The sequence below is a fragment of the Tissierella pigra genome (genome assembly GCF_018917845.1).
GTDB lineage: Bacteria > Bacillota > Clostridia > Tissierellales > Tissierellaceae > Tissierella > Tissierella pigra.
Genome location: NZ_JAHLPJ010000001.1, coordinates 3,720,744 through 3,739,773, shown reverse-complemented (window position 1 = coordinate 3,739,773; position 19,030 = coordinate 3,720,744). Strand labels below are relative to the sequence as shown.

General features: G+C 28.7%; 19 protein-coding genes. 14 read left to right on the top strand and 5 right to left on the bottom strand.

Translation table 11 applies throughout. The features are described from left to right. The first annotated feature begins 25 nt into the window (after positions 1-25). The 13 genes from KQI41_RS18120 (at position 26) to KQI41_RS18060 (ending at position 13,002) form a co-directional block, all read left to right on the top strand. Entirely contained in the window at positions 26-1,219 is a 1,194-nt protein-coding gene (locus KQI41_RS18120; protein ID WP_154440045.1) for a D-alanyl-D-alanine carboxypeptidase family protein, read from the top strand. Position 1,220: 1 nt separating this feature from the next. After that, positions 1,221-1,949 (top strand): LytR/AlgR family response regulator transcription factor, encoded by a 729-nt coding sequence (locus KQI41_RS18115; RefSeq protein WP_154440044.1) that lies wholly within the window; start codon positions 1,221-1,223, stop codon positions 1,947-1,949. Next, entirely contained in the window at positions 1,942-2,673 is a 732-nt protein-coding gene (locus tag KQI41_RS18110) for a sensor histidine kinase (protein WP_154440043.1), read from the top strand. Before KQI41_RS18115 ends, KQI41_RS18110 begins: the two co-directional genes overlap by 8 nt. A gap of 89 nt (positions 2,674-2,762) precedes the next feature. After that, positions 2,763-4,613 (top strand): ABC transporter ATP-binding protein, encoded by a 1,851-nt coding sequence (locus KQI41_RS18105; protein ID WP_195837971.1) that lies wholly within the window; start codon positions 2,763-2,765, stop codon positions 4,611-4,613. Next, positions 4,588-6,432 carry an ABC transporter ATP-binding protein gene (locus tag KQI41_RS18100; RefSeq protein ID WP_154440041.1) on the top strand — a complete coding sequence of 615 codons (1,845 nt, stop codon included), beginning with the start codon at positions 4,588-4,590 and terminating at the stop codon, positions 6,430-6,432. The genes KQI41_RS18105 and KQI41_RS18100 overlap by 26 nt, the downstream gene beginning before the upstream one ends. 151 nt (positions 6,433-6,583) lie before the next feature. Beyond that, positions 6,584-7,078 carry a rhodanese-like domain-containing protein gene (locus KQI41_RS18095; protein ID WP_195837970.1) on the top strand — a complete coding sequence of 165 codons (495 nt, stop codon included), beginning with the start codon at positions 6,584-6,586 and terminating at the stop codon, positions 7,076-7,078. Between the two features lie 83 nt (positions 7,079-7,161). After that, positions 7,162-7,884 carry a TVP38/TMEM64 family protein gene (locus KQI41_RS18090; protein WP_154440039.1) on the top strand — a complete coding sequence of 241 codons (723 nt, stop codon included), beginning with the start codon at positions 7,162-7,164 and terminating at the stop codon, positions 7,882-7,884. Beyond that, the gene (locus KQI41_RS18085) at positions 7,871-8,560 is read left to right on the top strand and encodes a TVP38/TMEM64 family protein (RefSeq protein ID WP_154440038.1); all 690 of its coding nucleotides are present in this window, start codon (positions 7,871-7,873) and stop codon (positions 8,558-8,560) included. The genes KQI41_RS18090 and KQI41_RS18085 overlap by 14 nt, the downstream gene beginning before the upstream one ends. Beyond that, positions 8,550-9,224 (top strand): TIGR04282 family arsenosugar biosynthesis glycosyltransferase, encoded by a 675-nt coding sequence (locus KQI41_RS18080; RefSeq protein WP_154440037.1) that lies wholly within the window; start codon positions 8,550-8,552, stop codon positions 9,222-9,224. Before KQI41_RS18085 ends, KQI41_RS18080 begins: the two co-directional genes overlap by 11 nt. Continuing rightward, positions 9,217-10,215 (top strand): aminoglycoside phosphotransferase family protein, encoded by a 999-nt coding sequence (locus tag KQI41_RS18075; protein WP_154440036.1) that lies wholly within the window; start codon positions 9,217-9,219, stop codon positions 10,213-10,215. Before KQI41_RS18080 ends, KQI41_RS18075 begins: the two co-directional genes overlap by 8 nt. Beyond that, positions 10,205-10,894, top strand: coding sequence for a TIGR04283 family arsenosugar biosynthesis glycosyltransferase (locus KQI41_RS18070; RefSeq protein ID WP_154440035.1), 690 nt, complete (start codon positions 10,205-10,207; stop codon positions 10,892-10,894). The genes KQI41_RS18075 and KQI41_RS18070 overlap by 11 nt, the downstream gene beginning before the upstream one ends. A gap of 13 nt (positions 10,895-10,907) precedes the next feature. Then, entirely contained in the window at positions 10,908-11,885 is a 978-nt protein-coding gene (locus tag KQI41_RS18065) for a heterodisulfide reductase-related iron-sulfur binding cluster (protein WP_216585880.1), read from the top strand. 253 nt (positions 11,886-12,138) lie between these two features. After that, positions 12,139-13,002, top strand: coding sequence for a nucleoside hydrolase (locus KQI41_RS18060; RefSeq protein WP_154440033.1), 864 nt, complete (start codon positions 12,139-12,141; stop codon positions 13,000-13,002). Between the two features lie 39 nt (positions 13,003-13,041). Here the strand turns inward: KQI41_RS18060 and KQI41_RS18055 are convergent, their stop codons facing one another. From KQI41_RS18055 to KQI41_RS18035, 5 genes are all read right to left on the bottom strand, one after another. Beyond that, positions 13,042-14,058, bottom strand: a complete 1,017-nt coding sequence (locus KQI41_RS18055; RefSeq protein ID WP_154440032.1) for an ABC transporter ATP-binding protein — start codon at positions 14,056-14,058, stop codon at positions 13,042-13,044. Beyond that, positions 14,059-14,871, bottom strand: a complete 813-nt coding sequence (locus KQI41_RS18050; protein WP_154440031.1) for an ABC transporter permease — start codon at positions 14,869-14,871, stop codon at positions 14,059-14,061. 5 nt (positions 14,872-14,876) lie between these two features. Continuing rightward, positions 14,877-15,728 (bottom strand): ABC transporter permease, encoded by an 852-nt coding sequence (locus KQI41_RS18045; protein ID WP_216585879.1) that lies wholly within the window; start codon positions 15,726-15,728, stop codon positions 14,877-14,879. A 25-nt stretch (positions 15,729-15,753) separates the two neighbouring features. Next, a complete protein-coding gene (locus KQI41_RS18040; RefSeq protein WP_154440029.1) occupies positions 15,754-17,028 on the bottom strand; it encodes an ABC transporter substrate-binding protein in 1,275 nt (424 codons plus the stop codon). Between the two features lie 279 nt (positions 17,029-17,307). Beyond that, positions 17,308-17,712 carry a hypothetical protein gene (locus KQI41_RS18035; RefSeq protein ID WP_154440028.1) on the bottom strand — a complete coding sequence of 135 codons (405 nt, stop codon included), beginning with the start codon at positions 17,710-17,712 and terminating at the stop codon, positions 17,308-17,310. A gap of 671 nt (positions 17,713-18,383) precedes the next feature. Between KQI41_RS18035 and KQI41_RS18030 the strand changes: the two genes are divergently transcribed. After that, positions 18,384-19,004 (top strand): transposase, encoded by a 621-nt coding sequence (locus KQI41_RS18030; protein WP_154440027.1) that lies wholly within the window; start codon positions 18,384-18,386, stop codon positions 19,002-19,004. The last annotated feature ends 26 nt before the right edge of the window (positions 19,005-19,030 follow it).

The window sequence follows — 19,030 nt, the reverse complement described above, 5'->3', positions numbered from 1 at the left end:
GTTACAATAAGTATGGAGGGATTTTATGAAGAGGCTATTATCAATTTTACTAATATTTATGATTGTAATAACAGGTACTATATCCTATGGAGATAGTATAAATACATATATTCCAGTTGTTTTAAGAGAAAATTTGCGAACATATATTTTAGCTGATTTTGAAACTGGAGAAATATTAGAAGAACATAATATAAATGAAGTAGTGGAAATAGCAAGTATATCTAAGCTAATGTCTTATTTAGTAGTAATGGAGCAAGTGTCAAAGGGAAATGTTTCCTTAGATGATATTATTACCATAGATAAGGATACTACTAAAATAAAGGGTTCTAGTTTTAAACTAAAGGTTGGAGAAGTATTTACAGTAAAGGAACTACTGGAAGCTGCCATAGTTATATCTGGAAATGATGCCGCATATGCACTATCAAAATATGTGGGAGGAACTGAAGAAAACTTTGTGAAGATGATGAATGAAAAGGCAAAAGAAATAGGTATAGAAAGTGCAGTATTCTACAATTCTACAGGACTTCCCATACCAGAAAAAGATGTACAAAATAAAATGACTACAAAGGAAATATTTCTTTTGTCTCAATATATAATTAAAAAATATCCTGAAATATTGAATATTTGTTCAATAAAATCAATAGAACAAATAGATAGAAATTATTTTGAGCTAAATACTAATCCTTTGTTAAATGAAATAAAAGGTGTAGATGGTTTAAAAACAGGATTTACAAATAAAGCAGGATATAGCTATGTATCTACCTTTACAATAGAAGGGAAGGCTGGAGAAAGTAAAGACCAAAGGCTTATAGCCATAGTAATGGGGGCTAAGGATTTAGAGAAAAGAAATATAATGGCTAAAATTCTAGTACAATATGGAATTGATAACTATTCCCATAAAGTATTTTTAGATAAAACTATTCCATTAAAGACCTTAGATTTTCCTAAAGGGCATATTACAAAAGTAGATGTGTTTCCAGAAAAAGAATTTTCAAGGCTAATAAAAAATGATGAAGATATAACAGTAAATCTACATATAAATGAAAATATGAAATTACCTATAAAAAGTGGTGCTGTCATAGGAAGGGCTGAAGTATTAGAAAATGGAGAGATTATCTTTGAAACTAATGTTTTAATTAAGGAAGATGTAATTAAAGCTAAATGGTACATAGTTCTTATGAGATATATTGAAAGATTATTTGGGAGAGGGGATAATTAAAATGTCTCAGATAGTTAATATAGCCATATGTGATGATGAAAAGGTACAGGTAGAATTATTGAAAAAATATGTAAAGAACTGGGAGACTAAAAACAATCTAAAAGTAAATATAGAATGTTTTTATAGTGGTGAGTCCTTTGAATTTAGTTGGAGTATGGACAAGAAATATAATATACTCCTTTTAGATATAGAAATGTCTGGAATAAATGGAGTAGATTTGGCGAAAAAAATAAGAACAGAAGATAATCTATTAAATATAGTTTTTATTACTGCTATTTCAGATTATATAGGAGAAGGCTATGAAGTAGATGCCATAAATTATCTAATAAAACCTATAATAGAAACTAAACTATATGAATGTTTAGATAAATCAGTGAAAAAGATTCATATGGAAGAAAAGATACTTCTTATAGATGTAGAAGGGAAAATTACTAGAATAAAGGAGAAGGACATAATATATATAGAGGCTTTTTCTCATTCTATAGATATTCATACAATAGATGGAATATATACTACCCGAAAGAACATCGGTGTTATAGAAAAGGAGTTAGATGCGAAACTCTTTATAAGATGCCATAGGTCCTATATAGTAGGCTTGAAACATATAAAGAGAATAGGAAAAACAGATATAGAGTTAGATAATAAAGAGACCATTCCTGTCAGTAGGAGACTATATTCTAAAGTTAATAAGGAGTTTATTAGATACTTTAGGGGTGAGGTAGATGAATAGCAAGATTTTATTTTTGCCCATAGGTATATCTCTATTAATAGGAGCTATATTTTTGATATGTAGATATGTATTCAATAGGTTAGTAGATAGAAGAATTAATAATTATCAAAATGAACTTATATCTAAACATTTTAATGAAGTGGAAAATGTTTATAAACAAATGAGAGGTTGGAGACATGACTATCATAATCATATACAGGTGATGAAGGCATATCTTTCCTTGGGAAAGTATGAAGACATGGATAAATATCTTAGTGAATTACATAAGGACTTAACCAATATAGATACAGTTATTAAAACAGGAAATATAATGGTAGATGCAATTTTAAACAGTAAATTATCTATAGCTATTAGCAATGATATAAAAATCAATGCCAAAGCAACAGTTCCAAAGGATTTGAAGATTTTAGATATGGATCTTTGTGTGATTATTGGAAATCTAATGGATAATGCCATGGAAGCTACTATGAAATTGGAGAATTTAGATGAAAGATTCATAAGAATCTATATAAGAGAAATGAAAAGTCAGCTATATATATCCATAACTAACTCTATAGGTGGAGAAGTAAAGAAAATTAACTTAGAATATTTAAGTACAAAACTAGGGATAAACCATGGATTTGGCTTAAAAAGGGTAGATAGTATAGTAAAAAAATATAATGGATTTATAAATAGACAAAATGAAGAAGGTGTTTTTGCAACAGAGATAATTTTACCCCTATAGTACCATTGGTGTCGTAAATTGAACCATTGGTGCTTTTTTTTACATAAATATAGATGTAATGCTATGATATAGTTGAGGTGATGGAGATTATGGAAGAAAAGATATTTAAGAAAAAATATTCTTTATTTGAAAATCTAAGATATTTAATGAAAAATATGTGGAATTGGGATAAGGGATTATTCGGATTTTTCATTATACAAATTCCTTTATTAGTACTTGGACCTTTACTTAGCATTTACCTGCCTAAAGTACTGATAGATTCTATTGTAGAAAATGTAGGCATAACTAAACTCCTAATAAATATTGGAATACCTATAATTGGTATTATAATAGTGGAAACAATGTTGAAAGGCTCATACTTTAAGACATTATTTGGAGGAGTAATCTATAGATTTAGATACATCCAAATACTAATCCATAAGGCTAATGATACAGATTTTGAAAATATAGATGGATCACAAGGACAAAACAAATTTATGAAGGCATTTATGGCAACAGAAAATAATGGTTCTGCTACAGAAGCTATAATTAAAGTTTCTGTAGAATTAATATCAAATATAGTAGGTTTAGTTTTATATGGAAGCATAATATTTACTATCCATCCATTGTTTGCGCTATTTATTGTTATTTCTTCTTTAACTAATTATTTTATGGGAGACTACGCAAATAAATTTGAATATAAAAATAAATCTAATTTAGCACCAATAGAAAAGAAGCTTAGATATATAAGGGAAAAGTCAGGAGATTTTAAGGCTGCTAAGGATTTAAGATTATATAATATGTCTTTATGGTTTAAAGAGATGTATAATATATTTTTATATAAAAGAATAAAGCTACAAAAGCAAAATATATCTAGAAAATATCTTGCTAATATTATAGATGGATTATTAGGTTTTTTAAGAGATGGCATAGCCTATGGAATTTTGATTTATTCTGTATTATATAAAAATATGAGTATAGGCAATTTTGTATTATACTTTGGAGCAACTGCTGGATTTTCTACTTGGTTATCAGCCATAGTAAAAAGTATAAATGAATTAAATAGAGTTCATTTAGAAACCATGGATTTAAGAGAATTTCTAGAGATGGAAGATAAGATGAATAGAGGTACTGGAGTAGAGTTACCAAAAGAATATGAATTACCCTGTGATATAGAACTAAGAAATGTTTTCTACAAATATCCAGAAGCAGAAGACTATACTATTAAAAATATTAATCTTCATATAAGAAAAGGAGAGAAGTTAGCATTAGTAGGAATAAATGGTGCAGGAAAAACTACCTTAGTTAAATTACTCTGTGGATTATATGCTCCTACTAAAGGCGAAATATATATAAATGATAAGAAATCCACCTTATATAATAGAGATGAGTATTACAAGCTATTTTCTGTAGTATTTCAAGATATATATTTACTTCCTATGTCCATAGAAGAAAATATTGCATCCCAGTTAGAGGAAGATATTGATGAGGAAATGATGGATAAAGTCCTTAATATGTCTGGATTAATGGAGAAGGTAAAATCTTTAGAAAAAGGTAAAAAGACTCTAATGTTAAAATCTGTCTATGATGATGCCATAGATTTATCGGGGGGAGAAAAACAGAAATTAGCTTTAGCTGCTGCATTATATAAGGATGGACCTATTATTATACTAGATGAGCCAACTGCGGCTTTAGATCCTATAGCTGAAAATGAAATATACCAGAAATACAATGAATTGACGAAGGAAAAAACCTCCATATTTATATCTCATAGATTATCTTCTACTAGATTTTGTGATAGAATAGTTTTTCTTAAAGATGGTGAGATAGTAGAAGAAGGCGATCATAATAGTCTAATGAATAAGGGCGGAATATATAAGGAAATGTATGATATGCAGGCTCATTATTATAAAGATAATATAGGGGGTGCAGAGAATGAAAAAAGATATACAGATTCTTAAATTTGGATTAAAAGAAATTCATATACTACAGCCTTGGGTGATTCCAGTTACTATTATTAATTCATTTTTTAAATCTATAATGCCTTTTATAAATATCTATATGTCCTCAAAAATAATAGACGAATTACTAAGAACAAAAGATGTGGATAGACTTATTTTCCTTGTAGGTATTACAATTGGGTTAAATCTTATTATTCATCTTTTATCCACAGGGTTTGGACATCTAAAGGGATTATTGGCTAGAATAATGTGGCAAAATCAAGACATGAGGATAAATGAAAAAATAATAAGTATGGATTATCAACATGTGGAAAACCCAGAAACCCATATTCTAAGAACAAAAATAACAGAAGGAGAAAGCATGAATGGTGGAGGAGTATATGCTCTTGTTAATTATTTTGATGAATTAATCACAGGTTTAGTTACGTTATTCACAAGTATTATATTGATAATGGAGATTTTCAAAGTGAATTCAAATGTGGGAGAATCTATTGGATTTATAAATTCTACAATATTCAATATGATTTTTATAGCTATATTGGTTATATGTACAATTTACAATCTAAAGCTAAAAGAAAACTCACAGAATAAATTTTTTAATTCTTTCAATAGAATGATCAGCTATAATAGAATGTTTTTCTTTTACTATGATCAAATTTCAGACTATAACTCGGGTAAGAGTGTAAGGTTATATCATCAACAGCCTTTACTCAATAAAAAATCTGAAAATATGTGCAATGGATTCCATCAGATATTAAATGAAATTATTTCTGATAATATTAAATATGGTGCAGCCAACGGATTTATTTCATCATTATTATCCGGTTTAGTATATATATTTGTAGGGTTAAAAGCCATGAGTGGTTCCATTACCATAGGAAATATAGTCAAATATACAGGAAGTATAAATCAATTTATGGCAGGAAGCGGTATGGTGCTAATGGCTATAGTAGGATTAAAGGCTAATAATCAATATCTACAGTTATATATGGATTTTTTAAATATAGAGGGAGAGAAATATAAGGGAACATTGCCAGTAGAAAAAAGAGATGATGATGAATATGAAATAGAATTTAGAAATGTATCTTTCAAATATCCAAAGACGAATAATTATGTACTAAAGAATATTTCTATGAAATTAAATATAGGGGAACGACTTGCCATAGTAGGTATGAATGGCTCAGGAAAAACTACTTTTATCAAGTTGTTGTGTAGGCTCTATGACCCAGACGAAGGAGAAATACTTTTAAATGGAATAGATATAAAGAAATATGATTATGATGAATATTTGAATTTATTTTCCATAGTATTTCAAGATTTTAAGTTATTTTCATTTTCCTTGGGACAAAATGTGGCTGCATCTGTAGATTATAATATTAGCAAGGTAGAAGATATATTAATTAAAGCAGGATTAAAGGAAAGATTAGCTACTTTGTCTAAAGGAGTTGAGACCCCATTATATAAAGATTTTGATGAAGATGGCGTGGAGATTTCAGGTGGAGAGGCGCAAAAAATAGCTTTGGCTAGGGCCTTATATCGTAATGCACCTATTATTATATTAGATGAACCAACATCAGCCTTGGACCCTATAGCAGAATTTGAAATATATTCTAAGTTCAACGAATTAGTAGGCACCAAGACAGCCTTTTATATATCCCATAGATTATCATCCTGCAGGTTCTGTGATGAAATAGCAGTATTCCATGAGGGGAGGATAGTTCAAAAGGGAAACCATGAAAGTTTATTGAAGGATATAGATGGAAAATACTATGAACTATGGAACTCCCAAGCACAGTATTATAATGAAGAGGCAATGTAGAGAGACTAAAAATTAGTAATGTAAATATAGTAAATACTATTTAAAATATCAATAGTGAGAATAAAATTTATAAATAATATCTATTTGTTTTTAAGTATGCCTTACTGTACAATGTAAGATGGATAAAAAATATTTTGGAGGTATAGATATTATGAAAAACAAATCATTAAAATTAATGTCAGTTCTATTAATTTTATCATTATTATTAGTAGCTTGTGGACAAAAAGCAGAGCAGGGAAATGCAGAAGCAAATCCAATGCAGTATGTTGCAAAAGAAGATTTAAAAACATCTATAGAATCAGACGCTGGGGAATACATTATTTTAGATGTAAGAAAAGTAGAGGACTTTAATACAAGTCATATAGTAGGTTCTATTTCAGGAGATGTGGATGCTGCTAATAAAGGCGGAGACGATGCTAAAGGAACAGAAAATTTAAAAGTAGCTCTTAAGGAAGCAACAGGAAATGAACTTGGAAATTCTGACAGCAAATACGCATTAGTGTGTTACTCAGGAAAATCCTATGCACAAAAAGCTACAGATTTAATGCTGGAAATGGGAATATCAGCAGATCAAATTTATACATTAGAAGGTGGAATGAAAGCCTGGGAAGAAGGCGGAGACGATTATAAAGGTCTTTTAGAATAATTAATATAAATGGCTATTTATTTAAAAATATTTTTAAATAAATAGCCATTTAACAAAAAAAATACTTTTAGTTGAGGTGAACAATGAAGGAAAACCTATTGAAACATAAATCAAAAGTAATTCTTGTAGGTATAATCTTAATATTAGTTTTATTATATTTTTTCAACCATAATGTAAATCAATTAGTAAATAATATATCTGCAATGTTTGCAACAGGAGACTTTACAGTTGTTAGGGACTTTATTGATGAATATGGTACCTATGCAATGTTAGTATCAGCGGGATTAATGATATTTCAATCAGTAATGGCACCGTTACCAGCATTTTTAATTACATTTGCCAATGCAAATTTATTTGGATGGTGGCAAGGGGCTATATTATCTTGGGTAAGTGCAATGTTAGGAGCAGCATTATGTTTTTATATATCCCGTGTACTAGGTAGAGATATAGTAGAAAAATTGACAAGTAAGGCAGGATTAGAAAGCATTGATAATTTCTTTGAAAAGTATGGAAAATATTCTATATTAATAGCTAGATTACTTCCATTTATGTCTTTTGATCTTGTAAGCTATGCAGCAGGTCTAACTTCCATGGCTTTTATACCCTTCTTTATAGCAACAGGAATAGGACAATTACCAGCAACCATAATTTATTCTTACGTTGGAGGTATGCTATCAGGTGGAGTACAATTATTAGTGACAGGGCTTCTTATTTTATTTGCATTATCAATATTTATTGTACTAATAAGAAATATATTTAATTCAAGAGAGCCAAAGGCTAGGAAAAAGGATAATGAACAAATATAAAAAAGTTTTGATTTTTATGCTCATAGTAGCTTTAGGATTATTTTTAAATACAAAATTTCAATTGAGTTCCTTAATAGATTCTAAGAATTTGAAAGAAGTTTCTGACTTTGTAGATAATAATTATGTGTATTCAATAGCTTTATATTTAGTATTTACCATAATAGGATCTTCGGTTTTAGCTTTGCCAGGAGTTACCTTTGCTGTTATAGCCAGTGGACTATTTGGTCCATGGATTGGGAGTTTATATTGCTTAATAGGAGCAACCTTAGGAGCAGTTTTATCATTTCTTCTAAGCAGATATTTATTAAAGGATTCTATAGAGGAGTTAGTTAAGAAAAATGATAAACTATACAATATAATATTTCAAACAGATTCTGAAAAGGAATTGTTAATTTTAATGATAACTAGACTACTTCCTATATTTCCATTTAACCTTCAAAACTTTGCTTATGGAATAACAAATATTTCTATAGTAAAATATACTATAGGAACTTTTTTGTTTATGATTCCAGGAGTTGTTATCTTTAGTATAGGTACAGAAGGAGTTATAAATGCAGAAGATAGAAGTAAAATGTTTTTAATGGCCTTATTAATAATATTTTTAATGATGGTTTTGGGAACATATTTATATAAAAAATACAAATTATTAACCATAAAGGAGCAAGATGAAGAATAAAGTAATTATTTTTTTTACAAGAATACCTACATTAGGCAAGACAAAAACAAGACTGGAATCTTTTTTAAATAAAGATTTATGTGTAAAGCTTCAGACAGCATTTATAAAAGATATTTATAACAATATAAAGGATATGGGAATAGAAATAATCATAAGTTATTCAGATCATGGTGAGCTAAAGGTTTTAAGGGATATAATAGGTGAAGATATATGTTTCTTAAAACAAAGAGGAAAAGATTTAGGAGAAAAGATGTATAATGCTATATCTTTTTCTTTAAAAAGGTATAATAATGCAGTGCTTATAGGAAGTGATCTTCCTTTAATAAATAAGAATGATATAGAAATAGCTTTTAAGATTCTAGAAACTAAGGATATAGTCATTTCTCCAACCTATGACGGAGGATATTATTTAATTGGTATGAAGGATGAAAATAAGGATATATTCAATATAAGATATAGTACAAGCTCAGTATTTAGGGAAACCATAGATAAAATCACAAACTTACAGAAATCCTTTGGGGAAGGAAATATTCAATTAGATATAGATGACAAAAATGATTTTTTAAAACTTTATGAAATATTAAATAAAGATAAGAGTATTTCCTGTGAAAATACAAGGAAATTAGTTAATGAAATAATGGAAAAGTGTGATAAATATGAATAAAATTAATTTAGATAATATAAGAAGAAATAAAGACTTCATAGAAAGATTTGGATTAGAACAGAAAGAAGAATTTATCTTACTGGGACAAGGAGAATATAATATTAACTATATTTTTAATTCAAAAGTTTATAATAAAAAGCTGATTCTGAGAATAGCCACAGCTAGTCAGATGAAATTAGAAAATCAAATTAGATATGAATATAATGCTTTAAAGTTATTAAGTATGACTAAGAGAACTCCAAAACCTATATATTGTGATGATAGTAAGGAATTAATACCTTATGGGTTTTTAGTTATGGAGTATCTCTCAGGAAAACATTTGGATTATAAAAAAGATTTAAAACTTGCATCAAAAGCCTTAGCAGATATTCATAACCATCCCATCTCAAAAACTAATCATCTGATAAAACCAGAAAATCCAATAGAAGCAATATATGAAGAATGTCTGAAAATGTTTGAAATATATAGAGTATCAGAATATATGGATATGGAAATTAAAGATAGTATAGATTACTTACTGGAAAAAGGAAGAAATATAAAAACTACAGATATAGGAAATAGAACTATAATAAATACAGAGCTAAATTCTGGAAATTTCCTTATAAATGGAGAAGGAGACAATAACTATATAGTGGACTGGGAAAAACCATTATATGGCTATCCAGCACAGGATTTAGGACATTTTTTAGCACCTACAACCACATTTTGGAAAACGGATATTATTCTATCTAAAGAAGAGATTGATTTCTTTATAAAAGAATATTGTAAAAACTCTAATCAATACAAAGATGAAAAGGAACTTTGGAACTCTGTAAAAAATTATCTATCTATGAATTGTCTAAGAGGGATAACATGGTGTGCAATGGCTTATGTAGAATATCAAGAACCAAATAAGCTTATATCCAATGACTCCACATATAAGAAGATTAAATCTTATTTGTCTAAGGAGTTTTTAAGTATGATAAAAGAGGAATATCTAAATGAGTATTAAATCGGATAATAAGGTTTCAATTATAATTCCTGTATATAATGAAGCTTCTAATATAAATGAATTAATGGATAATTTAGCACAATTTAAAGATTGTTGTGAAATTATATTTGTAGATGGTGGCAGCAATGATGGCACAGATAAAATAATCCAAGAAAAATATAGCCTTGTCTATTCTCCGAAAAAAGGTCGATCTAATCAAATGAACTATGGAGCAAAATTATCAAAAGGAGAGATACTTTTATTTCTACATGCAGATAGTTTGCTTCCCCATGATTTTCTCAATGAAATCCATAAAATAATTTCCCAAGGATATAAGGTTGGATGTTTTAAAATAAAATTTAATAGCAAAAACTTTCTTATGAAAATATGTGGCTTTATGTCAAATTTAAGGGTTAGATTAAGAAATATAGCTTTTGGAGATCAAGGAATATTCATAGTTAGAGATTATTTTTATGAATTAGGTGAGTTTCGAGACATACCTATTATGGAAGATTATCAACTTTCAATGGATATAAAAGATAGTGGTGAAAAAATAGCATTAGGAAAAGCAAAAATAGAAACTTCAGAAAGACGCTTTATAAAAAATGGTAGATTAAAAACTATGATAAGAATGCAAAGGCTACAATACATGTATAGAAATGGAGAAGATATTAAAAAGATTGCGAATTTATACAAATGAGAAGGTGAAGGATTTGAAATCAAGCTATGAAAAATGTATTGACTGTGGCAAATGTACAAATTGCTGTTTGTTTTTAAAAAAATATAATATAAATTTAAAGGATTATGCCAATTTACCAAATCTCGCCTATAATTGTTATCTTTGCGGAGAATGTAAAAGAGTTTGCCCAGTTGATATAGATGGTAGGCAAATATCCTTGGATTTAAGGAAAAGTAAAATAGAAAAGGGATATAATCTATATTTAAATGGATATGGAGCATTACTCTTAGAAAAAAGAAACTATATCTTTAAAAATTATAAAGATGTAAATAGTACAGTTGCCTTTTTTCCAGGATGTAATTTTTCAGCATATTATCCTAGTACAACTAAGGTTATCTCAAAAAAATTAAAGGAAGACTTTGGAATTTCAACTGTATTTGATTGTTGTGGTAAACCTATAGCTGATTTGAATATGGCAAAGGAAAAAGAAATTGTAAAAGAGAGATTAAACAATAGATTTAAAGAATTAGGAATTAAAAGGCTTATATTACTATGTCCAAATTGTTATTATTATTTTAAAAATAATTTGGATATTGAAGTATCTATGATATATGAACATAAGGACATAATGGAGAGTCTAATTTCTAAGGAGAATCCTAATAAAATAGAAGGACCATTATTTTTACCTTGTCCAGATAAAGATAGCAGACAAATCTATAAAATGATAGAAAAATATATAAGAGATACCCAAGAAATAAGAGAAATTCAGTGCTGTGGTGCAGGAGGATGTGCATCTATAAAAGAAAAAGAACTTACTAAGAATATGCAGGACAAGTTTAAAGCCTATGATGAGAAGATATATGTATACTGTGCTACCTGTGCAGGTATGATAACAAAGTCCAATACAAATGTGGAGCATATCCTATGTAAACTAATTGGTACAAAGGAAACAATATCAGTAGGAATAAATTCCGTAAAAAACAGAGCATTGTTTTGTTACTATTCAGGATAAATAAGATAAATATAATAAAAATACTAAATGAACATTTGCAGGGCATGACTATAATTCTTAGAGAATGTAAGCTGAAAAGCTGTTAAGCAACTTGCACTGTTTGAGCGTAGCGAGTTTGCAAGTTGTAGGATTTTTAGCTGGAATTCTCTATAGAATTATTCATGACCGAAACCGTAAATGTGTATTTCTATTATATTTTAAAGGGTTTGTGAATAGTAGCATTGTTTTCTCTTAAAGAACAGGAGTGATACTAATGGGTAGAAAGATAATAATAGATTGTGATAATACCTTTGGCATAGATGGTTGTGATGTAGATGATGGTCTTGCGATTATATATGCTTTAGCCCAAAGGGAGGTGGAAGTATTAGGTATAAGTACAACCTTTGGCAACAATAGTTTAGATATTGTATATCCCAATACTATTTCCTTTATGAAAAATATTGGCTATCCAGAAATTCCAGTCTATAAAGGGTCAGAAGATTCCTATGAAAATAATAAAGCAGCAAAGTTTTTAGTAGAGATGGTAAATAAATATAATGGAGATTTATGTATATTAGCAACAGGCTCATTGACCAATTTATATGATGCCTGGAAAATAGATAATAAATTTTATGAAAAGATAAAATCCATTTCCCTAATGGGAGGAATAACTGCACCATTGGTTATAAACAACAAGATTTTAAACGAATTGAATTTTTCCTGTAATGCTGAGGCGAGTCTAAATGTTTTGGAACATGGAAAAAATATCACTATAGCCACAGGAAATACTTGTTTGGATGGATTTTTTACAAGGGAAAGATTTGAAACATTAAAAGAAGGTAATGATTTTGAAAAATGGCTATATGTTCAGTGCGAATATTGGTTTGACAGAGAGAAGAATGTATTTAAAAACGAAGGAATATATATCTGGGATATATTGTCAGCAGCAGCTCTTTTGAATCCTAATTTGTTTATAAAAAATACTATAAATATTTCACCAGATGAGGAAAGTATGAAAAAAGGCTTATTAATAGGAAAAGGTAAAACACGAGAAGTCATTATACCAAAGATAAAGGATGTAGATGAATATATAGAACATGTATATAATCAATATAGGATTTTTGGAGAAAAATTTTAATTTTAACCTAAGGATAAACTTATAACCAATAGAAAAATTCTACATTGGTATGAAAATAAGTTTATCCTTTACAATTTCTACATTGACTTTATCACCTTCCATAATATCTGTAAAATCTGGTACAATACTTTCTAGCGTTAAGTCTTTAATAGTACTATTTAATTTAAGTAAATAATTATCTCCTTGATATATTTTATTGATTACTAAGAATTCACCAACATGGGATTTAAACGGCCTTACAGCTAAAGGTCTAATAAGGCATTTATATTTTCCATTATTTTTATTTACATCTATATTAAATAGTTCACTAAGAAATCTATTATCCATTATTTCTCCATCAATATATGTTCCTTCTAAGAAATAATCTGCTACTATGGTGTTTGCAGGATTGTTAAAAATATTTTTAGGTGTAGTATACTGTTCTATTTGTCCATTATACATAAAAGCTATTTTATCTGACATAATTAAAGCTTCTTCTTTATCATGGGTAACTAGTATAGTAGTTATTTTATATTCTTTTTGCAGCTCCAAAACTAATTCTCTCATGTCCTTTCTTAAATTAGTATCAAGACTAGAGAAAGGTTCGTCTAATAATAATACTGTTGGCTCAGCTGCAATTGCACGTGCTAGAGCAACTCTTTGTATCTGTCCTCCAGACATTTCGTGGACTCGTCTATTTTCATATCCAACTAATTTAACCTTTTTAAGTAATTCTATAGCTCTTTCCCTGCATTTGTTTTTATTAACACCAAGTATTTTCAACGGAAAACCTATATTTTCAGCTACTGTCATATGGGGAAATAATCTAAAGTCTTGAAAAACAATAACAGTCTTTCTTTTGTAAGGTGGTATATTGTCTATTATATTTCCACCTAATATAACAGAACCTTCATGTTGATTTATTATACCTGCTATTGTTTTTAACATAGTGCTTTTTCCGCATCCAGAAGGACCTAGTAAAGATATGAATTCGCCGTTTTCAACTTTTAAATTTATAGATTTTAATATCTCTTTATTGGATAATGTTACAGATATGTTTTTTAATTCTAATTCCAATTATATCTCCTCCTTATTATCTTGATAAGGTAATTTTTTTATGATTTTATCTATAATTAGGAAAACTAAAAGTGTAGATATAATAAATACTAAAGCATAGGCAGAACTCAGGGAACGGTCTCCCTTTGCTATAAATGGTACCATAAGTACATTAAAGGATTTTACTGTCCCTCCACCTATTAGTAAAGTAATGAAATACTGACTGAATGAAGTAATATAAGCCATACTAATACTTGCCATTATTCCTGGTGTAAGCAGTGGAAATGTAATATATATAAATGATTTTAAAGGTGATGCCCCTAATACATAAGCCTGTACCTCCATTTGCTTACCTACAGATTCTGTTAAATCTTTCATAATATTTATAGTATAAGGCAGTGTATATATTAAATGTATTATTATTACTCCTAATACAGTATCAGCTAAAGACAGTTTTATAAATACTATATGTATGCCCATGGCAAATACAGCTCCTGGGACTAAGATCGGGGCAATGGTTAAAAATTCTATTACTGTTTTTCCTATGAAATCGTATAATACCAATGCTCGAGCAGTGATCGTAGCAATTATTGCTGATAAAATTGCTACAGATAAAGACAGTAATATACTTGAAAATAATATTGAAAATACGTTTGAATAAGGTGCAAATATTTCTTTAATAGCTCTAAGGGAATAAGTTGCTGGTAATAAATTAGGCCAAGGCCATCTTCCTACAAAAATCCAAAGAATAAGTATTGCCATAGGTGCTAATATTGTAAACAAAGTAATGTATAAAAAAATCTTTAATAGTTTATTGGAATTAGTACTTTTCATCAATATCACCTTTTATTCTTTTTTGTAGTTATTAAATAATACATTCCTGCCATAGTCCAAGTTATTATTAATATTAATCCGTTCATTGCCATAGCATAGGGCCTATGACGTAAATCTGGATGAATATATTCAATATGTGCCTGTACAGGTAGTGCTTTTGGCATAGTTGCACCTAATAAAAATGGCAAATCATAAGCTCCAAAGGAAAAGGTTAAAATAATCAAGAAGGCTTTTCCAATGGCAGGCATACTTAAAGGTAGAGTTATATAAAAGAATGACTTTAATTTAGAAGCACCTAAGTTTTCTGAAGCCTCTCCCAGAGTTTTATTTATACTGGACATTAAAGCCAAGCTAAAGTATGCAACAAAGGGTATCTCCTTCCATATATATCCTAATATAATTCCAAAGTTATTTTTTGTATATAGTAACAGTGGAAAATCCCCCTGTGAACTAATCCATCCTAATTTGTAAAAAAGTCTAGCAACTAAACCATTTTGTGAAAGTATACTTATTAGAAATAATGCTACTATAGTATGGGGAATAATTATGGCAAGCTTAATTATTTGAAGGATTTTACCTTCTGTATGTCCAGTATATACTAGTGCAGCTGTAAGTATAGTACCTAAAATTACTGCCAATATAGAAGAAATAATTGATATTTGCAAACTTGTTTTTAATGAATCAAGGAAAGTAGGGCTATTAAGTATCTCAATATAATAATCCAAAGTGATGTCTGTAAGATCAAAAGCTGGAATATATCCAAAGCTTTGAACAATTCCATTTATAACTCCAAATATAAAAAGAACACCCAACAATACTATGGGCATTATAAGTATATAGGGTGTTTTTTTATTCATAATATTCACTCCTAACTATTTGCTACTATTTACCTATTATTTCTTCTAACCAGATTTCTTCTATTATAGGAACAATATTAGCTGGCATTTCTGGTAAACGTTTACTAAGAAGTTCATCTTGTGGCAGTACTCCTTTGCCTATATTGATTTTATCAAAGCTTTCTTTTTCTGCGTCGGTTAATTTATCATAGGAGACTACAGGCAAGGACCTTAACTCTTCAAATTGAGTTGCTTGTATCTCAGCTGAAATGATTTCATTAATAGCCACCATTGCAGCAGCCTTATTAGGTGAGTTTTTAGCAATAGCCATATAGTTAGTATTTCCTACTGTACCTTTGTCAAATAAAAATGTTCTTACAGTTTCATTGTATATACCCTTTTCGATTCCTGTGGCTACTGAATAAGGACCATAGGACATAGTCATAACTAATTCACCATCTTCAAACATATTATTGACTTCTCCTGAAGTTGCAGGGAAAGTTTTGCCTTGATTCCATAAGTATTTATTCAATTCTTTTAAATACTCTAAGGCAGGCTCTATTGCAGCTTTAACTATTTCTTTATCTGCCTCCATATTTAAGAATTGCTCGTGTCCAACTACATCATAAATTAAAGTTCTTACAAAGGCACTTCCTGTAAAATCAGGCAAAGCAGGGTAAGTTACTTTGCCTTCATATTTTTTACAATACTCCATGAATTCTTCAGCATTCTTTGGAGTTTCTGAAGTTGTTGCACTATCATTTATAAATACCATTTGTGCCTTACCATATGGTGCTTCATAGCCATCTATGGTAAAGCCAAAATCATTTTTAACTTCTTCATCTTCAGTATCTATATATTTTTCAAAATTAGGTAATTGTTCTGCAAAGGGACCAAATAGTAAATCATTCTCTTTAGCAGAATAAAAATTTTCCCCATTAATCCATATCATATCTATTGACCCTTCTTCTAAACCAGCTTGTTTTTCTCCGGCTAATTTAGCCAATATATTGTCAATATCCATGCCAACTACTTCTAATGTAATATCATATCTTTCCTTTAGTATTGGAGCAACAGTTTGGCTTAACCATTTATTTCTATCTTCATCTCCACCCCAACCATAGAAACTAACAGTATCTCCTTTGGCTTCTTCAAGTATTTTATCAAAGCTCATATTTGGGTCAAATACCTCTGTCTTAGGTGTTACATTTGAGTCACTATCTTTTACTATATTTGGATGTTCTTTATTTCCACTACAACCTGCAATTAGAAATAAGACCATAATAATTGCTAGAAATGATGATAATTTTCTCTTATTCATGTTTTCCTCCCCTTATTTGACAAATTTTTTACCAATAATAATTATAGCATATTAATTGTAATATCTATGATAATATTATTCTATAATGATTATTTGATTATTTATTATATCTATAGGGATGGAAATAAAAGGTAATTTGGTAAAAAATAAATTTGATTTATATGATTTGTACAGATTGTCAATTAAAAAATTCCAATACCATATTAAAAATAATATTGTATTAGAATTTTAGATTAACTATATATTAATTTTTTAAATTTATCTTATAAATAAGTCTGTCTATTTATTTCTTTCATTTAAACGAGTACATTCATATAAAGTTGGTAAATATTCTACATCCTTATAGGTACATCCATTAGGACACATTGAAGATTTTCTACGGGCATATACGTTAGTTAAATGAAAGTCTTGAATATTACAATGGGAACACATTTCACCAGACTTATCAGTTCGACCATATATTGTTTCTATACCCTGATAAATATCATCATAACAATGCTCACAAATTATCCCCGTAGAAAATCTTGCTTTTAGATTTTGAAACAGATTATTCGTGGATTTTACTGAAGGGTTTCTTTGAACTTCTGGATCAAGTGACCTTGCATCAGAAGTAATACTGAAGATAAAAATAATTGACAAAACACCCATTAAACATCTAATGATATTTCTTCGATTAAGTGACACTCTATTCACCTCCCGATTAATATCCATTAAATTAGTATAATTTGTTATGGAATAAAACTTATAATTAGAGTAATTTTAGATTTACAGGATATTATGATTTTCTTAATTACTATAACATTGACAAGTACATAACAAACTAATTTAAGTACATTGTATTATATGTACAAGTATATATCAATGTACTTTTTCCGATATTATCTCCTGTTTTTCGACATAAACCTTTAGTGAAATATTAATGGATTATAAAGTATAGAGTTTAATTATAATTATCTACTTTACAATTTATAATAATAAATGGCAAGTTGTGTTCTATCCCTTAGAGATAGCTTTTCTACGATTTCCTTGGTAGCTTCCATTCCTTTTATTTTTCTAATTTTGTATAAATAAGGATTAAATTTGATCTAGTATTTTATAAATACCCATACTAAAATAAATAAACTTAAGATTATTAATAAATTGAATATCTTAAAACTTCTAACCAAATTATAGAATTTTCAATCTCAATATTATAATGAAGAGGCAGTGTAATTAGATAACTTAGTGGTTACCTTTGACATAAAAAAGGGGCTGTCTCAAAATAAAAAATAACAAATAAAATGAGACAGCTAAAAGATATCAAAAAATAGTAAAAACGGATTCCAAAGAATCCGTTTTTTGTGTATAATTTTTTTATGGAAAAAACAAATACACAAAAAGATTATAGCAAAAATTGTAATGTTTATCAATTAGTACTTCCTGTAAATACAGAAATATTAATACCACAAAATGATTCTGTGAGACTACTAAGCCAAATACTGGAGGAAATAGATTATAGAAATTTAGAAAAAGCGTACTCTCATCTCGGGAGAAATCCAGTAGTTTCACCAAAGACTCTTTTTAAAATTTTAGTTTATGCATATATGAATAATATCTATTCTACAAGAAAAATTGAAATAGCTTGCAAAAGAGATATTAACTTCATGTGGCTATTAGAAGGCCAGAAGGCTCCTGATCATAATACAATAGCTAGATTTAGGAGCGGAAAACTTACAGAAGTTATAGAAGATTTATTCTATCAGTTCGTTAAAAAACTAGGAGAATTAGGAGAAATAGAATATAAAAATATATTTATTGATGGAACAAAAATCGAAGCAAATGCTAATAAATATAGCTTTGTTTGGAAAAAATCAACTAACAAATTTGAAACAAAATTACAAGAAAAAATTAAAATATTAATAAACAAAATTAATGATAAATTTGGGAAACAATGTAAGCGTACAATAAAAGATGTATTGATAGCTATGGGAAGATAATGTATCATCTTCCCATAGAGTCTTTT